This window comes from Deltaproteobacteria bacterium (assembly GCA_016875225.1).
Lineage (GTDB): Bacteria > Myxococcota_A > UBA9160 > SZUA-336 > SZUA-336 > VGRW01.
In genome coordinates, this window is record VGRW01000067.1 from 1 (window position 1) to 19,517 (window position 19,517).

Sequence of the window (19,517 nt, forward strand, 5' to 3'; positions counted from 1 at the left end):
GTTGCGCCGGGGGGGGGGGGGGGGCGCCGGTGGTAGAGTCGCCCCATGCCCGGGATGCGCGTCGCGATCGCCGGCGCCGGACCGGCGGGCGCCTCGCTCGCTTGGTTGCTCGCCCGCCGGGGAATCGGCGTGACGCTGATCGAGCGGCAAACCGACTTCGCGCGCGAGTTCCGCGGCGAGGGTCTGATGCCGGGCGGGGTCGACGCGCTCCGGCAGATGGGGCTCGAAGCGGATCTCGACGGACTGCCGCAGTCGCGAATCCACCGGCTCGAGGTCTACCTGAACGGCCGGCGCGAGCTCGAGCTCGACGTCGCCGCCCTGCCGCGCGAGACGCCGCTGCCGCGCTTCGTCTCCCAGCCGGCGCTGCTCGAGATGCTGGTCGCGCAGGCCGCGGAGGCTTCCCGACTTCGAGCTCCTGCGCGGCGCGACCGTACGCGATCTGGTGTACGCCGGGGAACGCGTCGCAGGATTGCGGATCGAGGACGCGAATGGCGCGCGCGAGATCCGCTGCGACTACCTGATCGGCTGCGACGGCCGCGCATCGGCCGTGCGCAAGCGCGCCGGGCTCGACCGCGCGCGCCGCGCGCCGAGCTTCGACGTGGTGTGGTGCAAGCTTCCACTACCCGTTTTCATGCGCGGCGTGGTTCGCGGCTGCATCGGCCGGGCTCACTTCGCGATCTGCTTCGAGTCACCCGACGGCGGGCTGCAGCTCGGCTGGGCGATCGACAAAGGTGGCTTCGGCGACATCCGCCGCGGGGGAATCGAGCACTGGGTCGGCGAGCTCGCCTCGAGCGTGCCCGACGACCTCGCCGCCTGGATCCGCGCCCACATGGACGCGCTCTCCTCGCCGTTCCTGCTCGACGTGGTCTGCGATCACCTCGACGTCTGGAACGCGCCGGGCGTGCTGCTGATCGGCGATTCCGCTCACCCGATGTCGCCCGTCGGCGCGCAGGGCATCAACATCGCGCTGCGCGACGCACTCGTCGCCGCGAACCAGCTCGGCCCGCTCTTGCTTCGCGGCTCGCCGCCCGCGGAGCTCGACGCCGCGGCCGCGCGCGTCGCCGCCGAGCGCCTGCCCGAGGTGCAGGAGATCCAGCGCCTGCAGTCCGGCCCGCCGCGTCTGCTGCTGCAGCAGACGCCGCTCGCGCGCGTGGCGATGCGCACACTCGTCCCGCTCGCGATGCGCACCGGCGTCTTCGCCCTCGCCTTCCGCCGCATCCTGCCGCGCTTCGCCTTCGGCACGACGGAGGTCGAGCTCCGCTTCTGAACGACTGCGTTGACAGCGGCTTCCGCCGGCTCGTAGGCTCCCGGGGTCATGTCGACGCTCAGCCGCTGGCTCGCGCGGACGGTTCTAGTCGGATCGATCGGCCTCCTGCCACTGTCTGGTGTCGCCGAGAACGTCGCCTCCTTCACCAGCGCGACGATCGAGCAGTACGCGCCGCCCGGAGGTGCGCCCCTGCCGCTGGACCTCGACCCGAACTCGCCGCCGAATGACGCGACCTACTTCTCGATCCCGCCCGGAGGAGTGGCCCGCATCCGTGTCACGGGAGTCACCGCGGGAGCAGGAGCGGCGGCGATTCACGCGATGGATCAGGACGCGACCTGGGACGACCAGCTCGATCTGCAGGGCACGGGAGTTCTGGGCGCCGGTCAGCCTTTCGAGATCGACGTCTACCTGATGTGCGGAACGCCGTCGGCGGAGGTCATCGGCAGCGGCGAGCAGAGTGCGGAGATCTACATCCGGGACGGCGACAAACGCATTCCCGCCAGCCAGGACCTGGGCGGCGGCTGGACGCGCCTGTCGTGGTGGCGGATCGACTGCGACAAGCAGACGACGCAGCCGCTCGGCGTTGCGGGCGGGACGATCCACGCCTTCTGGGGCGACTCGTTGCAGGTTCCGGCCGGAGCTCTCGGCAGCCCCGTCCCCGTGCAGATGGCGAACATGTACCCGCTGCTCCACACCGACGCGGTTCCCCCGGGGTCGCTCGATATCTCCGAGGCGCAGGCGCTCGAGCCCGACGGCCTCGCCCTCGCGACGCCCGCAACCCTCACCTTCCACTACACGCACGAGGAAGCCGGCGAGAACGCGGACGAGACGACACTGAAGATCTACCGCTACGAGCCGCTGACGCAGCAGTGGCTACCGGTTCCCGGAGAGATCGTGGACCCGGTAAACGACCTGATCAGCGTGCCGATCTCGGTCTTCGGCACGTACGGTTTTGCCGCCGCGGCGCCGGCGGTGCCGGCGTTCCCCGGTCGCGGCGTGGTCGTCGCGACGGTGCTCGTCGCGCTGCTCGCGACGGCCGGACTGGCGCGCGCGCGGCAATTGCGGTTGCGCGGCTAGGGCAGCCCCGCCCCCGGGACCTCGACGCGCAGCGTCTCGATCCGCCCGCTGTGCTGCTCGACGCACCTGGCGGGATCGGAATCCGCCGCGGTGCAGATGAAGAGCGTCCTGCGGTCGGGGCCGCCGAGCATGCAGGCGTAGGCCTGAGTCTCGACCTTCACGGTGCGACTCACTCGTCCGCCCTCGTGCACGCGAAGACACTCCGAGCTCATCGGCGACGCCACCCAGATCGCGCCCTCCGCGTCGAGGCAGATCCCGTCCGGAACCTTGCCCTCGAGCGCGGCGAAGACGCGCCGGTTCGAGAGCGATCCGTCGGGCGCGATGTCGAAGGCGGTGAGACGCGCGGCCATCGACTCCGCGACCACGAGCGTGCCGCCGTCGGGCGTGATCACGCAGCCGTTCGGAAACGCCAGATCGCGCGCTGCGACGCGCACCTCGCCGTCGGGTCGCACGAGCGCGAGCGCGGTCGTTCGGGGCTTCTGGCCGGCGTGGAGGTCGAAGCCGAAGTTCCCCACGTACGCGCGCCCGCGCGCGTCGACCACCATGTCGTTGCAGTGGAAGTCGGCGATCGCCGCGAGGTCCGCGACCTGGTGCAGCCCGCCGGGGTCGAGCCGCAACAGACGCCGATCGTGCATCGAGACCACGAGCAGCCGCCCGTCGGGGAGCCAGCCGAGCCCCGACGGGCAGGCCGCCACCTCGACCACGCGCGTGACGCGACCGTCGAGCCCGACCCGCAGCACGGCCTTCGCGTGCATGTCCGAGAACCAGAGCTCGCCGTCGTGCCAGCGCGGACCTTCGGGAAAGCACAGGCCGTCGAGCAGAAGCTCCGTCTCGCGGGTCATCCGGGCGATCGTCTCGCCGCTCGCCCGCCCGCGTCAAATCCGGCCCGGGGAGGCGCCGGGTCGGGTACCCTGGGCGGCATGACACCGATCCCGAAGTCGATCCGCTGGGAGACACTGACCAAGACGCAGTTCGACGCGATCGACCGCGAGAGCGCCGTGGTGTTCGTGACCTGCTCGCCAATGGAGGTGCACGGACCGCACCTGCCGCTCGGGGCCGACTGCCTGGAGGGCGAGGGCCTGGCCGAGCGCGCGCTGCGCTTCCTGCCCGAGCGCCACCGCTCGCGCACGTTCCTGCGCCTGCCGTTCGTCTGGGCGGCGAGCGACGGCGTCCCGCAGCCGGGCACCGTCGCGTTCCGGCCCTCCACGACGATCGCGTTCCTCGAGGACATGGGCCGGTCGCTCGCGCTGCAGGGCTTCCGAAACGTGATGGTGTCGAACTTCCACGGCAGCCCGCGCCACTTCCTCGCGATCGAGACCGCGTGCGAGCGCGTCTCTCGCGCGCACGGGATCCGCATGGCATCGGTGTTCTCGCTGATGCTCTCGCGGCTGAACGGCGGCGGCGCGGAGCTCGGCGAGGTGCTCGGCCACATCCCCGGCGTCTCGAGGGCGGACTTCGAGGGCGACACACACGCGGGGCTGGTCGAGACCTCGCAGCTCCTCGCGCTGCACCCGGACTGGGTCGACCCCGATTACAAATCGCTGCCGCGGCGCACCGTCGACCTCTGGCTCGAAGAGACCGGCCGCGACAGGCCCGCTGGATCGCGCGGGAAGCCCGCGTCGATTCCGCAGATGGTCCGGGGCTTCAAGGCGACGATCCACTACTTCGCGGGCGACACGTACGCGGGCGCGCCAGCCGGCGCGACGGCCGAGATCGGCGAGCAGATCCTCGACACGCTGGCCAGCCGCACGGCCGAGGCGGTCGCGGAGATCCTCGACGGGACGCTCCCGCCCGAGAAGTGGCACTCGCCGTTCTGGAAGCTCCGACACATCTTTGTGAACCGGCTGGCGCTGCGGTTCTTCAACCGGGTCATGCAGGTGCCGCGCGGCGTGGGCTGACGGCCGCGGCTCGACGTATGACCGCGGTCATATCCACGTGCGGACGGCCTGCGGCAGTCTGCCAAGGCCACCTCCTCGAGGAGACCGACGATGGCCGCACGGAATCGAATCCGCCCGCTGGTCGCGTACCGGGCGATGCGCACGCTCCGAGAGAACCCCGACGACACCGCGGGTGCCATCGTCGTGATCGCGGCGCTCTCCGGCAACTCCGGCAAGCGGCTGTTCAGCCGCTTCCGGCGCTCGCCCAACGCCGAGCGGATCCTGCGCGAGAAGCGCGATCTGTACGACCTGCTCGCCGACGTCGACGGGCTGCTCGCGATGCCCGAAGGCTCGCTGGGACGCACGATCGGCCAGTGGTTCGTCCGCGAGCACATCGGCGCGCAGGGCCTGGCGCAGGCGAGTCAGGCCGCGAACCAGAGGCTCAAGCTGCCGCCCGCCGCCGGGGAAGAACAGGTCTTCTCGACTCGGCTCTTGAACCTGCACGACGTCTTCCACGTGGTCTCGGGCTACGACCGCGATCTTCGCGGCGAAATTGCAGTGCTCGCGCTCACCTTCGCGCAGACCCGCAATCTTGGGATCGGGTATCTGCTCTTCGATGCCCTGCGCAGCGAAGGCTGGAACTCCGAGACGGGCCGGCTGATCCGGCAGGGCTACCAGCGCGGGCGCAAGGCGACGTGGCTGGTGGACCTGGACTGGGAGTCCCTGCTGCCGCGACCGATCGACGAGGTGCGAAACGAGCTTCGCCTCGGGCCGCCGCCCGTGTACGAGCAGCTCCGCTCGGCCGGCGCGCCCGTGCTCGCCGCCTGACTCTCCCATCCCTGCGCTCACCCGTCGGTCAGGATATGATGGCAGTCATAGCCGCGCGGGGGCGTGCAGACATAGGCTTGGCTTCGTCGAGTGCGGAGATGCGGATGAGCCGGACACGATTCTCGGTCGATGACGTGCTTTGTATCGGGTGCCGGCTCTGCGAGGAGCGGGCGCCGGAGAACATGGAGATGGCGCGCGGGAATTCGGCCGCCATCGTGCGCAAGCAGCCGGAATCGGACGAGGAAGAAGAGGCGTGCCGCGAGGCGGCCGAGTACTGCCCGACGGGGGGGCTGATCCCCACGGAGCCGGCCGCCGCCGAATCGAAGGAAGAGAGCGAGGCGCGCGCCCCGTCCCAGTGAGCCCTCGGACGCGCGGGCTTCAGTCGAGCTTGCCGAGGATCATGCCGCTCGTCGGCACGCCGACCCCGGCGGTGACCAGCACGTGGTCGTTGCGCGCGGGCTGGTTGACGGAGGTGCCGCGGATCAGCCGCACGCCCTCGTTCACGCCGTTCATTCCGTGGATGTAGGCCTCGGAGAGCTGTCCGCCGTGGGTGTTGCACGGGAGTGACCCGCCGATCTCGAGGTTCCCGTCCTTCACGAAGCCCCGCGCCTCGCCGAGCGGGCAGAAGCCGAACGACTCGAGCTGCCAGAGCACGACCGGCGTGAACGCATCGTAGAGGATCGCGGCGTCGACGTCCGACGGTCCGAGCCCCGACGACGCGTACACCTGCTTCGCGACCAGATCCATCTCGGGCAGGCGCGTGATTTCGGGCCGGTAGAAGCTGGTCATGTTCTCCTGGTCCGCGCCCGCGGCCTGGCCGATGCCGCGCACCACCGCCGCACGGCTGCGCAGGTCGCGCGCGCGCTCGACGGTGGTGACGATCTGCGCGCAGCCTCCGTCGGACTCCTGGCAGCAGTCGAAGAGACGCAGCGGCTCCGCGATCCATCTGGACGCCTGGTGCTCCGCGATCGTGAGCGGCACGCCGTGGAAGAAGGCGTTCGGGTTGTTCAAAGCGTGCCGCCGCGCGGACACGGCGACGCGCGCGAGGTCCTCGCCGGTGCAGCCGTACTCGTGCATGTAGCGCTGTGTGTACATGGCCACCCACGAGGCCGGAGTGAGCAACCCGAACGGCAGGTACCAGCTCCAGTGGATCAGGTCCGCCGTGACGATGCCCTCGGAGATCCCCGTGCTGTAGCGGCGCCCCGAGCGCTCGTTGAAGGCGCGGTAGACCACCACGCACTCCGCAGCGCCGGTCGCGACCGCCATCACCGCGTGCTGCACCACGCCGATCGCCGCGCCACCGCCGTAAGGCACGCGGCTATAGAAGGTGAGATCGCCGGCGCCGATGGCGCGCGCCAGCTCGATCTCGTCGCTGGTGTCCATGGTGAAGGTGGTCATTCCGTCGACGTCGCCGGGCGTCAGCCCCGCGTCGTCGAGCGCCGCCTTCACTGCCTCGCAGGCGAGCTGCAGCTCGGAGCGACCGGAGTTCTTCGAGAACTCGGTCTGCCCGATACCCACGATGGCGGCTCGATCGCGAAGCGGTCGGGTCACGGGTCAGGCGCCTCGCGGCAGATCGAGCCGCACGCTGCCGGTCACGTGATCGCCCCAACCGTTCCGGCCCACGATCTCGACGGTCACCGTCGCCGTGCTCTCGTCGCGCGACGAGACGGTCCCGCTGAACTTCATCGTGTCGCCGGGCAGATTCGGCGCGCCGAGCTTGATCGCGACCTCGCGCAGGATCGCGTCGGGCCCGGCCCAGTCGGTGACGTAGCGTCCGACCAGCCCGTTCGTCGTCAGGATGTTCATGAACACGTCCGACATTCCCTGCGCCTGTGCCGCCGCCCGATCGTGGTGCACCGGCGTGAAGTCGCGCGACGCGAGCGCGCCGCCGACGATCAGCGTGCTCGTGATCGGGATCTCCAGCGCCGGAAGTCGGTCACCCACGCGGACCGCAGCGAAGAATCGTGTGCTCGACATCCGCCGCCCTCCGCCTACGCCGGGTAGAAGACCGGGAGCGAGAGCGCTCCGTCGACGTTCTCGATCCTCGCCTGCACGCGCATGCCGATGCGAATCGCCGACGTCTCGCAGCCAGCCAGGTTGGCGACCAGGCGAGTCCCCTCGTCGAGATCGACCAGCACCACCGGCAGAGGGTACTCGTATCCCGGCACGCGCGGATAGTGCAGAACCGTGTAGCTGTGCACCGCGCCCGCGCCCTTCGAGACGACCCAGCTCCAGTCGACGGATTGGCACTTTCCGCACATCGGCCGCGGCGGATGGCGCAGCGCGCGACACGATGCGCAGGACTGGATGCGCAGCTCGCCGGCCGCGATCCCCTCCCACCACCAGCGGTTGTCGTGGCCGAGCGGCGGCGCGAGGCGCCGCGGGGCGGCGGCCGCGCCCGACGCCGCTGGCGCCGCAGCGCTCTCTTTCTCGGGTGGTCTGAACTTCAACACGCGGAAGGTCATCCAGCCGACCTCGTCCCCGTGCTCGTCGCGGAAGGTGGTGCGCGTGTCGATGAAGTAGCCGGTGCCCAGGGCGGTGGCCTTCTCGGCGGAGATCGACTCGATCACGGTGGTGGCCGTCACCTGATCACCGGGCCGCAGGTAGCGCGTGTAGCCCTGTCTGCAGTTGGTCGCGACGACCGACGGATAGCCCGCCTCCGAAAGCAGCTGGTGCAGCTCGAGCTGGCGATCGCCGGTCGCGTCGCGCGGCCCGGCCATCTGCATGCCTTGGAGGATCCAGGCCTGCAGCATCGTCGGCGGCGCGACGATTCCGCGGTGCACCGACTCTCGCGCGAGCGCGGCGTCGGTGTACACCGGATTGCGATCGCCCATGGCCTCGCACCAGTGCCGGATCATCGCCGCGTCGACCCGGTCCGGGCCGACCTGGGGCGGGCCGATCACGGCGCCGACGAAGCCGCGCAGCGCGGCTTCGAGCTCGGAGCCGCTCGCATTGTCGGGAATAGGCACGTTCCGGGATTCTAGCGTCAGGCGGTGAGGCCCATCTCCTGATACTTCGGCGCGGTGCGCTCCGTGATCAGGCCCAGGCGCTTCAGCTGCGGAACCACGTACTCGCGGAACGGGTTGGGCTGCTTGGCGCGGAACGCCGGGTCGGAGAACTTCTCGGTGAGCTCGCGAAGCGCGACCTCCTGGTCGATCCCGACCTCTCCGAAGATCCCGAACAGCGGCCCGCCGTTCTCGGCCTGAGCGGCCGGGTCGGCCAGCATGCGAACGGCCGCGAGCGCGAAGTCCTCGAGCTCGTCCCGGTCCGGCTCCGACATCCGCGGCAGCTCTTCCTTCATGTAGATCAGGCCGAACGAGACGTGCCGCGCCTCGTCCTGCGCGGTCAGGTCGACGACGCGGGAGAGCACCTCGTCCTTCGTCGACGCCTTCATCATGCGGAAGCTTCCCATCGCCAGGCTCTCCGCGATCACCTGCATGCCCACGCACTTCATCTGCCACTTCGGCGCGGTCAGCACCGCGTTCAGAAGCGCCTTCAGCGAGGGCATGATCGGGTAGACGCGGTCGAGGCGGTTGATGTAGCGGTGGAACACTTCGACGTGTCGCGCCTCGTCGATCACCTGCGTGGCGGCGTAGAGCTTGCCGTCCATGTCGGGCACCGCGTCGACGAGCTGACCGCAGCAGAGCAGCGCGCCCTGCTCGCCGTGCAGCATCTGCGACATGGTCCAGGCCGAGCGGCGCTTGGAGAGCTCGACGCGCTTCTCGTCGGAGAGCTCCTTGATGAAGTCGAAGTCGCGAAGCGGATCGCCGCCCGGTCCCGCGATCTCTCCGACCATGGCCGGGTCGGTCTCCAGGTGCCACGGGATGTCGGAGGCCGCGTTCCACTGCTCGCGCTTGGCCACCTCGTACAGGTCGCGAAGCGTCTTCAGGTTGGCCTCGTAATCGAAGCGCCAGAGGGTCGTGATGGGGGTCAGGATCTGCTCGAGCGTCGCGGTCACGGTTGCTCCTTCCTCTTTGCGGTCTTGAAGTTAGATGTGGATGCTATTCCATCGTTGGTGTAGTGTCCACGAATAGATGGCGCCTCCAGGAAAAATTTCCGCCTCGGCCGCCGAGGGTCGCCGCGACCGGCGCAAGCGCGAGATCCGCGGCCGCGTCTACCGCGCCGCGCAGGATCTGTTCCTGGAGCAGGGCTTCGACCGGACCACGGTGGCGCAGATCGCCGAGGCCGCGGACGTCGTCCCCCAGACCCTGTTCAACCACTTCCAGAGCAAGCAGACCCTGCTCGGCGAGATCACAGCCCAGGTCGTCGCGTACCTGCAGCAGATGCTGGAGGAGCACTTCCGCGGGGCCGTGCCGACGCGCGAGCGGCTCGCGGGCTTTGCGGGCGCCGCGGCCGAGCAGATCGCAAGGACGCGCGAGATCGCGCGCGACGTGCTGCTCGAGCTGATCCGGACCGAGTCCGAGCCGGGGCGCTCGCCGCCCTACCTGGAGCGGGTCCACGAGCCGTTCGTCGAGATGCTGAGCGAAGGCCAGCGCCGCGGAGAGGTGCGAGCGGAGCTCGACCCGTCCTTCATGGCCGAGATGATCCTGGGCGTGCTGAACGCGACGGTGATGCACTGGCTCGCGGACGCGAGCTACCCGATCGACCAGCGCCTGCGCGCGGCCGCGGAGTTCGCCTGGGAGGCCGTGCGGCAGCGCCCGTCCTGATCGGAGGGCGACTTGCACTCCTCGTCCTGCTCGCGGCCGGCGCGGTGCGGACCGGGCGCGTGGTCGGCGTGGTCGACGGCGACACGCTCACGGTTCGGACCGAGGGCCACGCGCAGCTGCGCATCCGCCTGCACGCGATCGACTCGCCCGAGCGCGGTCAGCCCTACTCCGGACCCGCCCTGCAGCTGCTTGCCGATCTGGTCGCGAACCGCATGATCCGCTTCGAGACCGTCGACACCGATTCGTACGGGCGCAGCGTCGCGCGCGTCTACGTCGGCGACACCGACGTGAACGCCGAGCTCGTGCGGCAGGGCGCCGCCTGGGTCTACCGCAAGTACAGCGACGACCCCGCGTTGCTCGAGCTGGAACGCGAGGCGCGCGAGCAGAAGCGCGGCCTCTGGGCGCTTCCCGCGTCGCAGCGCGTTCCGCCTTGGGAATTCCGGGCGAGCGAACGGAGCTCGCCTGCGAAGCGCGCTCCCGATTTCGTCTGCGGGCGCAAGACCTACTGCAGAGAGATGCAGAGCTGCGCCGAGGCGCGCTTCCACCTGGAGACCTGCGGCCTCTCCCGTCTCGACGGCGACGGAGACGGCGTGCCCTGCTCGAGCCTGTGCAGGTAGGCCGCGGCGGCGTGCGCGGGCCCCTCTTGGTTCTTGCCGGCCTCGCGTCGTATCGTGTGCGCTCGGATCGGGGAGGGAAACGGACGTGACTCGTGTCTCCAGGCGGATCTGGCTCGCGGGGCTGGCTGCTCTGCTCGGCCTCGGCGCTGGCTGCGCGACGAATAAGCCGCTGGACCTGCCGAAAGAGACGCTCGCGATCAACATGAACGCCGCGATCGACGACGCGATCCGGTCCGAGGTCGAGGCGGATCTGGAGGCGCTCTTCGACGCCGAGCCGGAGATCTTCTGATGCTCACGAGACTCGCCGCCGGCGCGCTCGCGCTGGCGCTGGCCTGCGCGTTCTCGGGCGCGGCATCCGCGTCGGGCGTGGACCTCGCCCGCGCCAAGGGCCAGGGGCTGGTCGGCGAGAAGGCAGACGGCTACGTCGCGATCGTGGTCGAGCAATCCAACTCGCTGATCCAGGCGATCGTGCGCCGGGTCAACGGCAAGCGGCGCGCGGCGTACGAGGAGATCGCGCGCCGGCGCGGCGCGAGCCTGGATGCGGTGTCGAGGCTCGCGGGCGCGAAGCTGATCCAGCGCGCCGAGCGCGGCGAGTGGGTCACCGACACGGAAGGTGCCTGGCACAGGAAGTGAGCCCGAGCCCGGCGTATCATCGAGCGGACGCGAGGAGCTTTCGATGGCGGAGCAGATCCGGGCCCAGGGCGAGACCGCGCGGCGCTTCGGGCGCGTGCGCGAGGTGTTCGAGAAGAGCTTCGAGGCGGGCGAGGTCGGCGCGGCGCTGGCCGTCACGGTCGACGGCGAGCTGGTCGTCGATCTCTGGGGCGGCCATCGCGACGCGGCGCGAACCAAGCCGTGGCTCCGCGACACGCTCGTGAACGTCTACTCGACCACGAAGGGAATGACCGCGATCTGCGCGAACCGGCTCGCCGAGCAGGGCAAGCTCGATCTCGACGCGCCGGTCGCGCAGTACTGGCCGGAGTTCGCGCAGGCGGGCAAGGAGGGGATCCCGGTGCGCTGGCTGCTCTCGCACAAGGCGGGGCTGGCCGCGCTACGCGAGACGATTCCCGCCAGCGCCCGCTACGACTGGAAGCAGATGACCGAGGCGCTGGCCGCGGAGAAGCCGTGGTGGCCGCCCGGCACGAAGCACGGCTACCACGCGCTGACCTTCGGCTACCTGGTCGGCGAGGTCGTGCGCCGGATCGACGGCCGGACGCTCGGCGCGTACTTCCGGGACGAGCTCGCTGCGCCGCTCGGCCTGGACTTCTGGATCGGCTTCGGGCCCGAGCTCGACGAGCGCGTGGCCGAGATGATCCCCGCGCCCGCGACACCGCCAGGTGTCGCAAGCCCGTTCGCCGCGGCGGCTCGGGATCCCGAGTCCCTGGTCGGTCGGACCTTCGGCAACCCGGTGATCGAGACCGGCGCGGTGAACACGCGTGCCTGGCGCGCGGCCGAGATCCCGGCCGCGAACGGCCACGGCACCGCGCGGGGGCTGGCGCGGATCTACGGCGCGCTCGCGCGGGACGGCGAGCTCGAAGGCGTCCCGGTGCTCTCGCCCGCGCAGATCGCGCGCGCGAACAGCGAGCAGAGCTTCGGGCCCGACGAGGTGCTCTCGCCGCTGCACACGCGCTTCGGGCTCGGCTTCTTCATGACCCAACCGATGATCCCGTTCGGCCCCAACCCGCGCTCCTTCGGCCACCCCGGCGCGGGCGGATCGATCGCGTTCGCCGATCCCGACGCGCGTGTCTCGGTCGCGTACGTGATGAACCAGATGCAGGTGGGCCTGGCGGGCGACGCACGCGGCTTCCGGCTGATCGCGGAGGTCTACGAGGCGCTGCGGTGACGACCCATGTGTGACACGGTCGCGATCGTCTCGAACGACGGCGTTCTGTTCGCCAAGAACTCCGACCGCGACGCCAACGAGGCGCAGCTTCTCGACTGGAGCCCGCGCGCCGAGCACGCGCCCGGCGCGACGCTGCGCTGCACCTGGATCGAGATCCCGCAGGTCGCGCGCACGAACTCGGTGCTGCTCTCGCGGCCGTACTGGATGTGGGGCGCCGAGATCGGCGCGAACGAGCACGGCGTCACGATCGGAAACGAAGCGGTGTTCACGCGCCAGCCCTACGCAGCGAGCGGCCTCACGGGGATGGACCTGCTGCGGCTGGCGCTGGAGCGCGCGAGCACGGCCGACGAGGCCGTGCAGGTGATCGTCACGCTACTCGAGCGGCACGGTCAGGGAGGCGGCTGCGGGCACGAGAACCGCGGCTTCAAGTACCACAACAGCTACATCGTCGCGGATCGGAAGACGGCGATCGTGCTCGAAACCGCAGGGCGGCACACCGCGACGGAGCGCGTCAATGGTGCGCGCTCGATCTCGAACGTGCTCACGATCGGCGGCTTCGCGCGCGAACACTCCGACCGGATCAAGACGCGCGTCGCCGCGGGCCGCGCGCGCCTGGCGCGCACGACCGAGCTCGGCCGGATCGCGAAGTCGCCGGCCGACCTGATGACCGTGCTTCGCGATCACGGCGAGGGCCGACGCTGGCCGGTGTACGCGCGCGCGAACGGCGCCATGCGCGCGCCCTGCGCGCACGCGGGCGGGCTGGTCGCCGCGTCGCAGACCACCGCGTCCTGGGTCGCGGACCTGCGTTCGGGCGAAGCGCGCCACCTGGTGACGGGCACGGCCGCGCCCTGCCTCTCGGTCTACAAGCCGGTGCGCGTGGACGAGCCGCTCGATCTCGGCCCGGCGCCGACCGACCGTTACGACCCGAAGACGCTGTGGTGGCGAAACGAGCGGCTGCACCGCTTCCTGATCGCCGACCCGACACCGCTCGCGGAGCAGTACGCGGCCGAGCGCGACGCGATCGAGGCGCGGCTCGAGGCCGACGGCGCCGGACCGGCCGAGTCCTTCGCGCGCGCCGAGGTGCTGCTCTCGAGCTGGCTCGAGCGGATCCGCGCGCTCGAGTCCCGGGACCGCCGCCCGCCGATCGCGCGCGCCTACTGGCGCAAGCGCAACGCTCGCGCCGGCCTCTGACGCGGCGCGCTCGAGCCGCCTCCTGTACGATGACTCGATGGCGCAGAGGCAGGAGCAGGAGGACGCGCGCACGGACGTGACCGAGGTCGCGCCGAACATCCTGCGCATGCAGCTTCCGATCTCGATGCCGGGCCTGGGCCACGTGAACTGCTACGCGCTGATCGACGACGAGGGCGCGGCGCTGGTCGACCCTGGCCTGCCCGGCTCCTCGACTTGGAAGGCGCTCCAAGATCGCTTGAAGCAAGCGGGGCTGCGCTCGAAGCACGTACACACGATCGTGGTCACTCACTCCCATCCGGACCACTTCGGCGGCGCGGTTCGCTTCGTGCGCGAGAGCGGCGCGAAGGTGGTCGCGCACCGGAACTTCCGCTTCGGCCTGCCGCAGAGCAAGCCCGAGGTCTCCGTCGAGGATCTCGAAGCGCAGCGGACCGGCTCGAGCGAGGGGCCTGCGGCCGAGCCCGAGGCGCCGGCGTCCATGCCGCGCTTCGGCAGCTGGGGTGGCCCCACGCCCTGGGGCGGCGAACGGCCGCGACCGCCGATCGGACAGCGCGTGCGCTGGTCGATGATGCGCATGGCCGGCGGCAATTTCGTGCCCGAGGTCTCCGAGCCGGTGGAGCACGGAAACTTCCTGCGCATGGCCAAGCGCGACTGGTTCGTGCTGCACACGCCCGGTCACACCGAAGACCACATCTGCCTGCACGATCCCGAGCACGGCGTCTTTCTCGGCGGCGATCACGTGCTCCCGACCATCACGCCGCACATCTCCGGCATCTCGTCGTCGCGCGATCCGCTCGCGTCGTTCTTCTACTCGCTCGACCGCGTCGCGGAGATCTCGGGCATCAAGCTCGCGCTTCCCGCGCACGGCCACCCGTTCACGGACCTGCGCGCGCGCACCGAGGCGATCAAGCGCCACCACTTCGAGCGCCTGGACCGCATCCTCGAGATCGCGCGCGAGATCGGGCCGGCCACGGTCGAAGCGGTGTCGCGCAAGCTGTTCCGCGAGCGCAGCTGGGGCTCGATGGCCGAGAGCGAGACCTACGCGCATCTGGAGCACCTGCGCATCGCCGGACGCGCGGAGGCCCGCCGCGGCAAGGACGACAAGCTGATCTACACGTTCAGCTGACGCTCGGCGTCGCCCTCCGGAACGATCCGCTCGCGCAGCCGCACCGGCTCCACCTTCCGCATCAGGCGCAGGTTCAGCATCTCGACGCCGAGCGAGAAGGCCATCGCGAAGTAGATGTAGCCCTTGGGAATGTGCTGATCCATGCCCTCCGCGATCAGCGCGAAGCCGATCAGCAGCAGGAAGGAGAGCGCGAGCATCTTCACCGTGGGGTGCCGCTCGACGAACTCGCTGATCGGCCCCGCGAAGGCCAGCATGAAGCCGACCGCGATCACGACGGCGGCGACCATCACGGCGATCTGGTCGACCATGCCGACGGCGGTGATCACGCTGTCGAGCGAGAAGACGATGTCGAGCAGGAGGATCTGCACGATCACGCCGGAGAACGACGCGGCCGTGCGCGTCGAGATCTGGCCCGGCTCGCCCTCGAGCTTCTGGTGGATCTCGTGCGTGCTCTTGGTGAGCAGGAACAGCCCGCCGACGAGCAGGATCAGATCGCGGCCCGAGATCTCCTGCTCGAGCACCGTGAAGAGCGGCGCCGTGAGCCGGATGATCCAGACGATCGAGAAGAGCAGGCCGATGCGGATGAACATGGCCAGGCCCAGTCCGAGGCGGCGCGCGCGGGCCTGCTGCTCGAGCGGAAGCTTTCCCGCCAGGATCGAGATGAACACCACGTTGTCGATGCCGAGCACGATCTCGAGCGCCGTCAGCGTCGCGAGCGCGATCCAGATCTCAGGGTTCGCGAGCCAATTCAAGGCGGATCCTCCAGCTACGGTTCCGGCGTCGCGCCGCCCATTCGTTCCAGGATCTCGCCCAGGCGCTCGATCTCCTCTCCGTAGCGCGCCCAGTCCCCGGCGCGCTGCGCCTCGATCGCGCGCCGGAACACGTCGCGCGCGAGCGCCGTCGAGTCGCCCGATCCCGAGTCCGCCGCGCGCGCCTGCTTCGCCGCCGGCGCCCGCGCGGCCTTCGTCCGCGCGGCGTCGCTCGGAAAGATCCGCGCCAGCGCCGCCTCGAGCGTCTCTTCCATCGCGATCTGGTTCTGGTAGGCGACGATCACGCGCTTGAGCTCGGGAATGCGCCCGCCCGCGGCGCGCAGATACAGCGGCCGGATGTAGACCAGCGACTCCTCGACCGGAATCACCAGGAGCAAGCCCTGGATCACTTCGGAGCCCTGCTGGTTCCACAGCGTGATCTGCGGCGAGATGACCTGGTCCTGGTTGATCCGCGCGACCACCTGGCTCGGGCCGTAGATCACCTTCTGCTTCGGGAACTGGAACGCCATCAGTCGGCCGTAGTTCTCGCCGTCGCTCCGCGCGACCATCCAGGCGGCCAGGTTGTCCTTCTGGCGCGGCGTGAACGGGAGCATCTGGATGTACTCCGCTTCGCTCTCCCCCGGCAGACGCATGATGGTGTAGTACGGCTCCATCTGCGCACCGGCGCCGTCGGCAGCCGGCACCTGCCACTGGTCCTCGCGGTTGTAGAAGACCGCCGGGTTGGTCATGTGGTAGGTCGAGTACATCGCGGCCTGCGCCGCGAAGATGTCCTGCGGATAGCGCATGCGCGCGCGCAGCCCCTCGGGCATCTCTTCGCGCGTTCGCATCAGGCTCGGAAAGGCCCGCGCCCAGGTGCGCGCGATCGGGTCTTCGGGGTCGATGGCGTAGAAACGGACGTGGCCGTGATACGCGTCGATCGTGACCTTGATCGAGTTGCGGATGTAGTTCACGCCGCTTCGGCCGATCGACGTCGAGTACGGATATCGCGTCGTGGTCGTGTAGGCGTCCTGGATCCAGACCAGCCGCCCGGCCTCGATCGCCAGGTACGGATCCTCGTCGTAGACCAGGAACGGAGCGATCCGCCGCACGCGATCGCCGATGCGCCGGTACATGAGCACGCGGCTCTCCGAGGTCAGGCTCGGCGAGAGAAGCGTGTCCGTGGAGCGGAAGCGGATCGCGAAGAGCAGCCGCCGGAAGAACGAGCCGACCGAGACGCCGCCCTCGCCCTGGTACTTCGCGAACTTGTTGTCGTCTCCCTCCGGGTAGTTGAACTCCTCGGTCGCCGTGTTGACGAAGACGTGGTCGCTGGAGAGCTCGCCGAAGTAGATCGCGGGCTCGCTCACCGCGAGGTCGACGCTCGACTGCGGCGGCAGATCCTTGATGAACAGCACCGGCAGCCCTTCGCGCGTGACTTGGTTCACCGGGCCGAGCGTGAGCCCGTAGCCGTGCGTGAAGGTCAGCCGCTCGTTGATCCACGATCGCGCGGGCAGACTCTCGGAATTCAGCTCGCGCGCGCTGAGCATGATCTGGCGGTACTTCCCGTCGATCGTGTAGCGGTCGTTGTCGACCGAGACGAAGTCGTAGTAGGTGCGGATCTCCTGGATCTGGCTGAACGTGTCCAGCAGCGGCTGCTTATTCCAGAGCGGCACGTTCTCGAACGTGGCGGCGTTCGCGTCGATGTCCGCGCGCGTGAGCAGCGCGTCGCCCGAGAGCTCGCGCTCCTCGACGCGGTCGAGATCGAACGCCGCGCGCGTGGCGCGCATGTTGTGCACGATGTAGGGCGTCTCGCGCACCTGCTCGTCCGGCGCGACGACGAAGCGCTGGATGATCCCCGCGTAGCCGATTCCTCCGACCGATACGGCTCCGTACAGCGCCACGGCCGCGGCGATCGGCCAGAGCGACGTCACCGTCATCTGGTAGGCCGCGAGCGTCGCGGCGGCGAGCGAGGCCACCAGCAGAAGCGCCAGCGCCGGCATTCGCGCGTGCACGTCCGCGTAGCTCGCGCCGTGGGTGATCGACGACGGCGTCGTGAGCAGATCGGACGACCCGAGCCAGGCCGCGAAGGCCAGCAGCAGGAAGAGCCCCGCCGCGAGCAACGCGATGTGCACGCGGGCGACGCGCGCGACGAAGAAGCCGCGCACGGGATTCACGCCCAGGTTCCCGGCCATGCCGTGCGCCGTGATCACGCCCGCGAGCGTGAGCAGAACCAGCGCGAGCCCCAGGTTCCGCAGCGTCTCGAAGAACGGCAGCGAGAACACGTAGAAGCCGATGTCGCGGCCCAGCAGAGGATCGCTGCTTCCGAACGGCACCGCGTACAGGTACAGCAGCCAGGTCTGCCATCCGCCCGCGCTGAAGATCGCGAGCAGGAACGCGCCGCCCGCCGAGACCGCCAGGATCTGCGGCCGAAGCCCGCGCGGATCGAGCGAGATCGTGCGCATTCCCTCCGGCGTCATTCGCACGATGTCGAGCCGCCGAAGCGAGCGCCGCGCCAGGTCGAAGTTCAGGAAGAAGACCGCGAACGCGAGCGCGAACACGAACGCGAAGACTCCGACCCGCGCCAGGATCGAGCGCAGCATGACCTGCGCCTGCTCCAATTCCTGGAACCAGAGCCAGTCGGTCGCGACTCCGATGGCCGTGGGCAGGAAGAGCGCGAGCAACGCGACCGCGAACACGAGTGGAATCGTTCGCGGGGATCTCTGTGCCACGGGACCTCCGAGCGCGCCGGGAACACGACCGAGCCCGGACTATAACCGACCGGGAAGCTACGGCTTCTCGGGCAGCTCCGACTCCGGGGCGCTCGGCGCCTTCACCTCGATCAGCTCCAGGTCGAAGGTCAGCGTCGCGCCCGGCTGGATGGTCGGCGGATAGCCGCGATCGCCGTAGGCGATCTCCGAGGGGCACGCGAGCTTGTACTTGCCACCGACCTTCATCGTCTGGAGCGCCTGCGTCCAGCACGGAATCACGCCGCCGAGCGGGAACTCCGCCGGCGTTCCGCGGTCGACCGAGCTGTCGAAGACCGTCCCGTCGCGAAGCGTTCCGTGGTAGTGAACCACGACGGTGTCGCTGGCCTTGGGGCTCGCGCCGGTTCCCTCCGTGAGCGTGCGCACGACGTAGCCGGTGGGCGCGGTGCTCGCGCCGGGCTCGGCGGCGAGCTTGGCCAGGTAGGCGGCCGACTCCGTCTTCTCCGTTTGCGCGCGCGCGGTGCTGCGCTGGTTCGCCAGCGTCTGGATCAGCGCGTCGATCTTCGTGGTGTCGACCTTTTTCTCGCGCTCGAGCACTCCGTCGCGCAAGCCGAGCTCGAAGATCGCGAGCTCCGCCTCCGTGAGCGAGAAGGATTCGATCCGCTGCGCGATCACCAGCCCCAGCCCGTAGATCGCCTGCTGATCGGCCGTCTCGATCGCGGGTGTCGGCGGCGGCGCGGCTGCGGGCCCGCAGGCGGTGAGAACGAGCACGATCGGGGCAGCGGTCCAACAGCGCGAGAGCATCGATTCCCCTCTTCTCCGATGGATCTCGGAGTGGGCGCAGAGTACCACGCGGCGGTTTACACGCCCGTGCGGCCGGACGTAGCATGCCCCCGATGCTGCGCGACGAGATGATCCTGGTCAGCGTCGACGACCACGTGGTCGAGCCGCGCGATTTGTTCGAGCACCACCTGTCGCCGGCCTGGAAGAGCCGCGCGCCGCGCGTGGCGCGCAAGAAGGACGGCTCCGAGATCTGGCTCTTCGAGGGCCAGCAGCTGCCGAACCTGGCCCTTTCCGCGGTGGTGGGCCGCCCGCCGGCGGAGTGGGGCGTGGAGCCGACCAGCTTCGAGCAGCTGCGGCCCGGCACCTGGAACGTGCACGAGCGGATCCGCGACATGAACGCGAACGGCGTGTTCGCGTCGCTATGCTTCCCGTCGTTCCCGAGCTTCTGCGGCGCGCTCTGGACGCGCACGAAGGACAAGGGCGTCTCGCTCACCATGCTTCGCGCCTACAACGACTGGCACATCGACGAGTGGTGCGGCGCGTACCCGGGCCGCTTCATTGCGCTTGCGCTCGCGCCGCTCTGGGATCCGAAGGCGATGGCGGACGAGATCCGGCGCGTTGCGAAGAAGGGCTGCCACGCGGTCTCGTTCTCGGAGAGCCCCGAGAAGCTCGGCCTGCCGAGCCTGCACTCCGAGCACTGGAACCCTTTCTGGAGCGCGTGCTGCGACGAGGGCACGATCGTGTGCATCCACGTCGGATCGGGCCCGGGTCCCGGACTCGGCTCATCGTCGATTTT

Annotated in this window: 21 protein-coding genes and 1 pseudogene; 14 read left to right on the forward strand and 8 right to left on the reverse strand. The window is 69.9% G+C overall.

What is annotated here, in order from left to right:
- Window positions 1–45: 45 nt before the first annotated feature.
- The 3 genes and pseudogenes from FJ108_14155 to FJ108_14165 all read left to right on the forward strand — a co-directional run bounded on the left by FJ108_14155 (window position 46) and on the right by FJ108_14165 (window position 2,344).
- A pseudogene (locus FJ108_14155) lies at window positions 46–399 on the forward strand (FAD-dependent oxidoreductase).
- Window positions 400–442: 43 nt separating this feature from the next.
- On the forward strand, window positions 443–1,267 hold the full coding sequence (locus FJ108_14160) for a hypothetical protein (protein MBM4337028.1): 825 nt from the start codon (window positions 443–445) through the stop codon (window positions 1,265–1,267).
- A gap of 48 nt (window positions 1,268–1,315) precedes the next feature.
- On the forward strand, window positions 1,316–2,344 hold the full coding sequence (locus FJ108_14165; GenBank protein ID MBM4337029.1) for a hypothetical protein: 1,029 nt from the start codon (window positions 1,316–1,318) through the stop codon (window positions 2,342–2,344).
- Here FJ108_14165 and FJ108_14170 read toward each other — a convergent pair.
- Window positions 2,341–3,186, reverse strand: a complete 846-nt coding sequence (locus FJ108_14170) for an SMP-30/gluconolactonase/LRE family protein (GenBank protein ID MBM4337030.1) — start codon at window positions 3,184–3,186, stop codon at window positions 2,341–2,343. The genes FJ108_14165 and FJ108_14170 overlap by 4 nt on opposite strands.
- 78 nt (window positions 3,187–3,264) lie before the next feature.
- On the opposite strand from FJ108_14170, the gene FJ108_14175 reads away from it, so the two are divergent.
- The 3 genes from FJ108_14175 to FJ108_14185 all read left to right on the forward strand — a co-directional run bounded on the left by FJ108_14175 (window position 3,265) and on the right by FJ108_14185 (window position 5,408).
- Window positions 3,265–4,242, forward strand: a complete 978-nt coding sequence (locus FJ108_14175) for a creatininase family protein (GenBank protein MBM4337031.1) — start codon at window positions 3,265–3,267, stop codon at window positions 4,240–4,242.
- Window positions 4,243–4,332: 90 nt separating this feature from the next.
- Entirely contained in the window at window positions 4,333–5,049 is a 717-nt protein-coding gene (locus FJ108_14180; protein ID MBM4337032.1) for a hypothetical protein, read from the forward strand.
- Between the two features lie 35 nt (window positions 5,050–5,084).
- On the forward strand, window positions 5,085–5,408 hold the full coding sequence (locus FJ108_14185; GenBank protein ID MBM4337033.1) for a ferredoxin: 324 nt from the start codon (window positions 5,085–5,087) through the stop codon (window positions 5,406–5,408).
- A 19-nt stretch (window positions 5,409–5,427) separates the two neighbouring features.
- Here FJ108_14185 and FJ108_14190 read toward each other — a convergent pair whose 3' ends face one another.
- Genes FJ108_14190 through FJ108_14205 form a run of 4 tightly spaced genes read right to left on the reverse strand, consistent with a single transcriptional unit; the run spans window position 5,428 to window position 9,007 of the window.
- Window positions 5,428–6,600, reverse strand: coding sequence for a lipid-transfer protein (locus FJ108_14190; protein MBM4337034.1), 1,173 nt, complete (start codon window positions 6,598–6,600; stop codon window positions 5,428–5,430).
- Window positions 6,601–6,603: 3 nt separating this feature from the next.
- Window positions 6,604–7,026, reverse strand: a complete 423-nt coding sequence (locus tag FJ108_14195; protein ID MBM4337035.1) for an acyl dehydratase — start codon at window positions 7,024–7,026, stop codon at window positions 6,604–6,606.
- 14 nt (window positions 7,027–7,040) lie between these two features.
- Window positions 7,041–8,018 (reverse strand): hypothetical protein, encoded by a 978-nt coding sequence (locus tag FJ108_14200; protein ID MBM4337036.1) that lies wholly within the window; start codon window positions 8,016–8,018, stop codon window positions 7,041–7,043.
- Window positions 8,019–8,035: 17 nt separating this feature from the next.
- Window positions 8,036–9,007, reverse strand: a complete 972-nt coding sequence (locus FJ108_14205) for a diiron oxygenase (protein ID MBM4337037.1) — start codon at window positions 9,005–9,007, stop codon at window positions 8,036–8,038.
- 76 nt (window positions 9,008–9,083) lie between these two features.
- Between FJ108_14205 and FJ108_14210 the strand changes: the two genes are divergently transcribed.
- From FJ108_14210 to FJ108_14240, 7 genes are read left to right on the forward strand one after another with little or no spacing between them, the layout of a single operon-like run.
- Window positions 9,084–9,716, forward strand: coding sequence for a TetR/AcrR family transcriptional regulator (locus FJ108_14210; protein ID MBM4337038.1), 633 nt, complete (start codon window positions 9,084–9,086; stop codon window positions 9,714–9,716).
- Entirely contained in the window at window positions 9,626–10,333 is a 708-nt protein-coding gene (locus tag FJ108_14215; GenBank protein ID MBM4337039.1) for a nuclease, read from the forward strand. Before FJ108_14210 ends, FJ108_14215 begins: the two co-directional genes overlap by 91 nt.
- A complete protein-coding gene (locus tag FJ108_14220; protein ID MBM4337040.1) occupies window positions 10,197–10,622 on the forward strand; it encodes a YnbE family lipoprotein in 426 nt (141 codons plus the stop codon). Before FJ108_14215 ends, FJ108_14220 begins: the two co-directional genes overlap by 137 nt.
- Window positions 10,622–10,966, forward strand: a complete 345-nt coding sequence (locus FJ108_14225) for a DUF1318 domain-containing protein (GenBank protein ID MBM4337041.1) — start codon at window positions 10,622–10,624, stop codon at window positions 10,964–10,966. The genes FJ108_14220 and FJ108_14225 overlap by 1 nt, the downstream gene beginning before the upstream one ends.
- A 43-nt stretch (window positions 10,967–11,009) precedes the next feature.
- Window positions 11,010–12,173: a beta-lactamase family protein gene (locus FJ108_14230; protein MBM4337042.1), complete on the forward strand. Its 1,164-nt coding sequence runs from the start codon at window positions 11,010–11,012 to the stop codon at window positions 12,171–12,173.
- 6 nt (window positions 12,174–12,179) lie between these two features.
- On the forward strand, window positions 12,180–13,364 hold the full coding sequence (locus FJ108_14235; GenBank protein MBM4337043.1) for a peptidase U34: 1,185 nt from the start codon (window positions 12,180–12,182) through the stop codon (window positions 13,362–13,364).
- Between the two features lie 37 nt (window positions 13,365–13,401).
- On the forward strand, window positions 13,402–14,487 hold the full coding sequence (locus FJ108_14240) for an MBL fold metallo-hydrolase (GenBank protein MBM4337044.1): 1,086 nt from the start codon (window positions 13,402–13,404) through the stop codon (window positions 14,485–14,487).
- Here FJ108_14240 and FJ108_14245 read toward each other — a convergent pair.
- Genes FJ108_14245 through FJ108_14255 form a run of 3 tightly spaced genes read right to left on the reverse strand, consistent with a single transcriptional unit; the run spans window position 14,472 to window position 18,742 of the window.
- A complete protein-coding gene (locus FJ108_14245) occupies window positions 14,472–15,239 on the reverse strand; it encodes a TerC family protein (protein MBM4337045.1) in 768 nt (255 codons plus the stop codon). The two genes, FJ108_14240 and FJ108_14245, sit on opposite strands and share 16 nt — an antisense overlap.
- Window positions 15,240–15,253: 14 nt before the next feature.
- Entirely contained in the window at window positions 15,254–17,962 is a 2,709-nt protein-coding gene (locus FJ108_14250) for a UPF0182 family protein (GenBank protein ID MBM4337046.1), read from the reverse strand.
- A gap of 57 nt (window positions 17,963–18,019) precedes the next feature.
- Window positions 18,020–18,742 (reverse strand): FKBP-type peptidyl-prolyl cis-trans isomerase, encoded by a 723-nt coding sequence (locus FJ108_14255; GenBank protein ID MBM4337047.1) that lies wholly within the window; start codon window positions 18,740–18,742, stop codon window positions 18,020–18,022.
- Window positions 18,743–18,834: 92 nt separating this feature from the next.
- On the opposite strand from FJ108_14255, the gene FJ108_14260 reads away from it, so the two are divergent.
- Window positions 18,835–19,517: amidohydrolase (locus FJ108_14260; protein ID MBM4337048.1), on the forward strand; the 683-nt coding region annotated here is incomplete at its 3' end.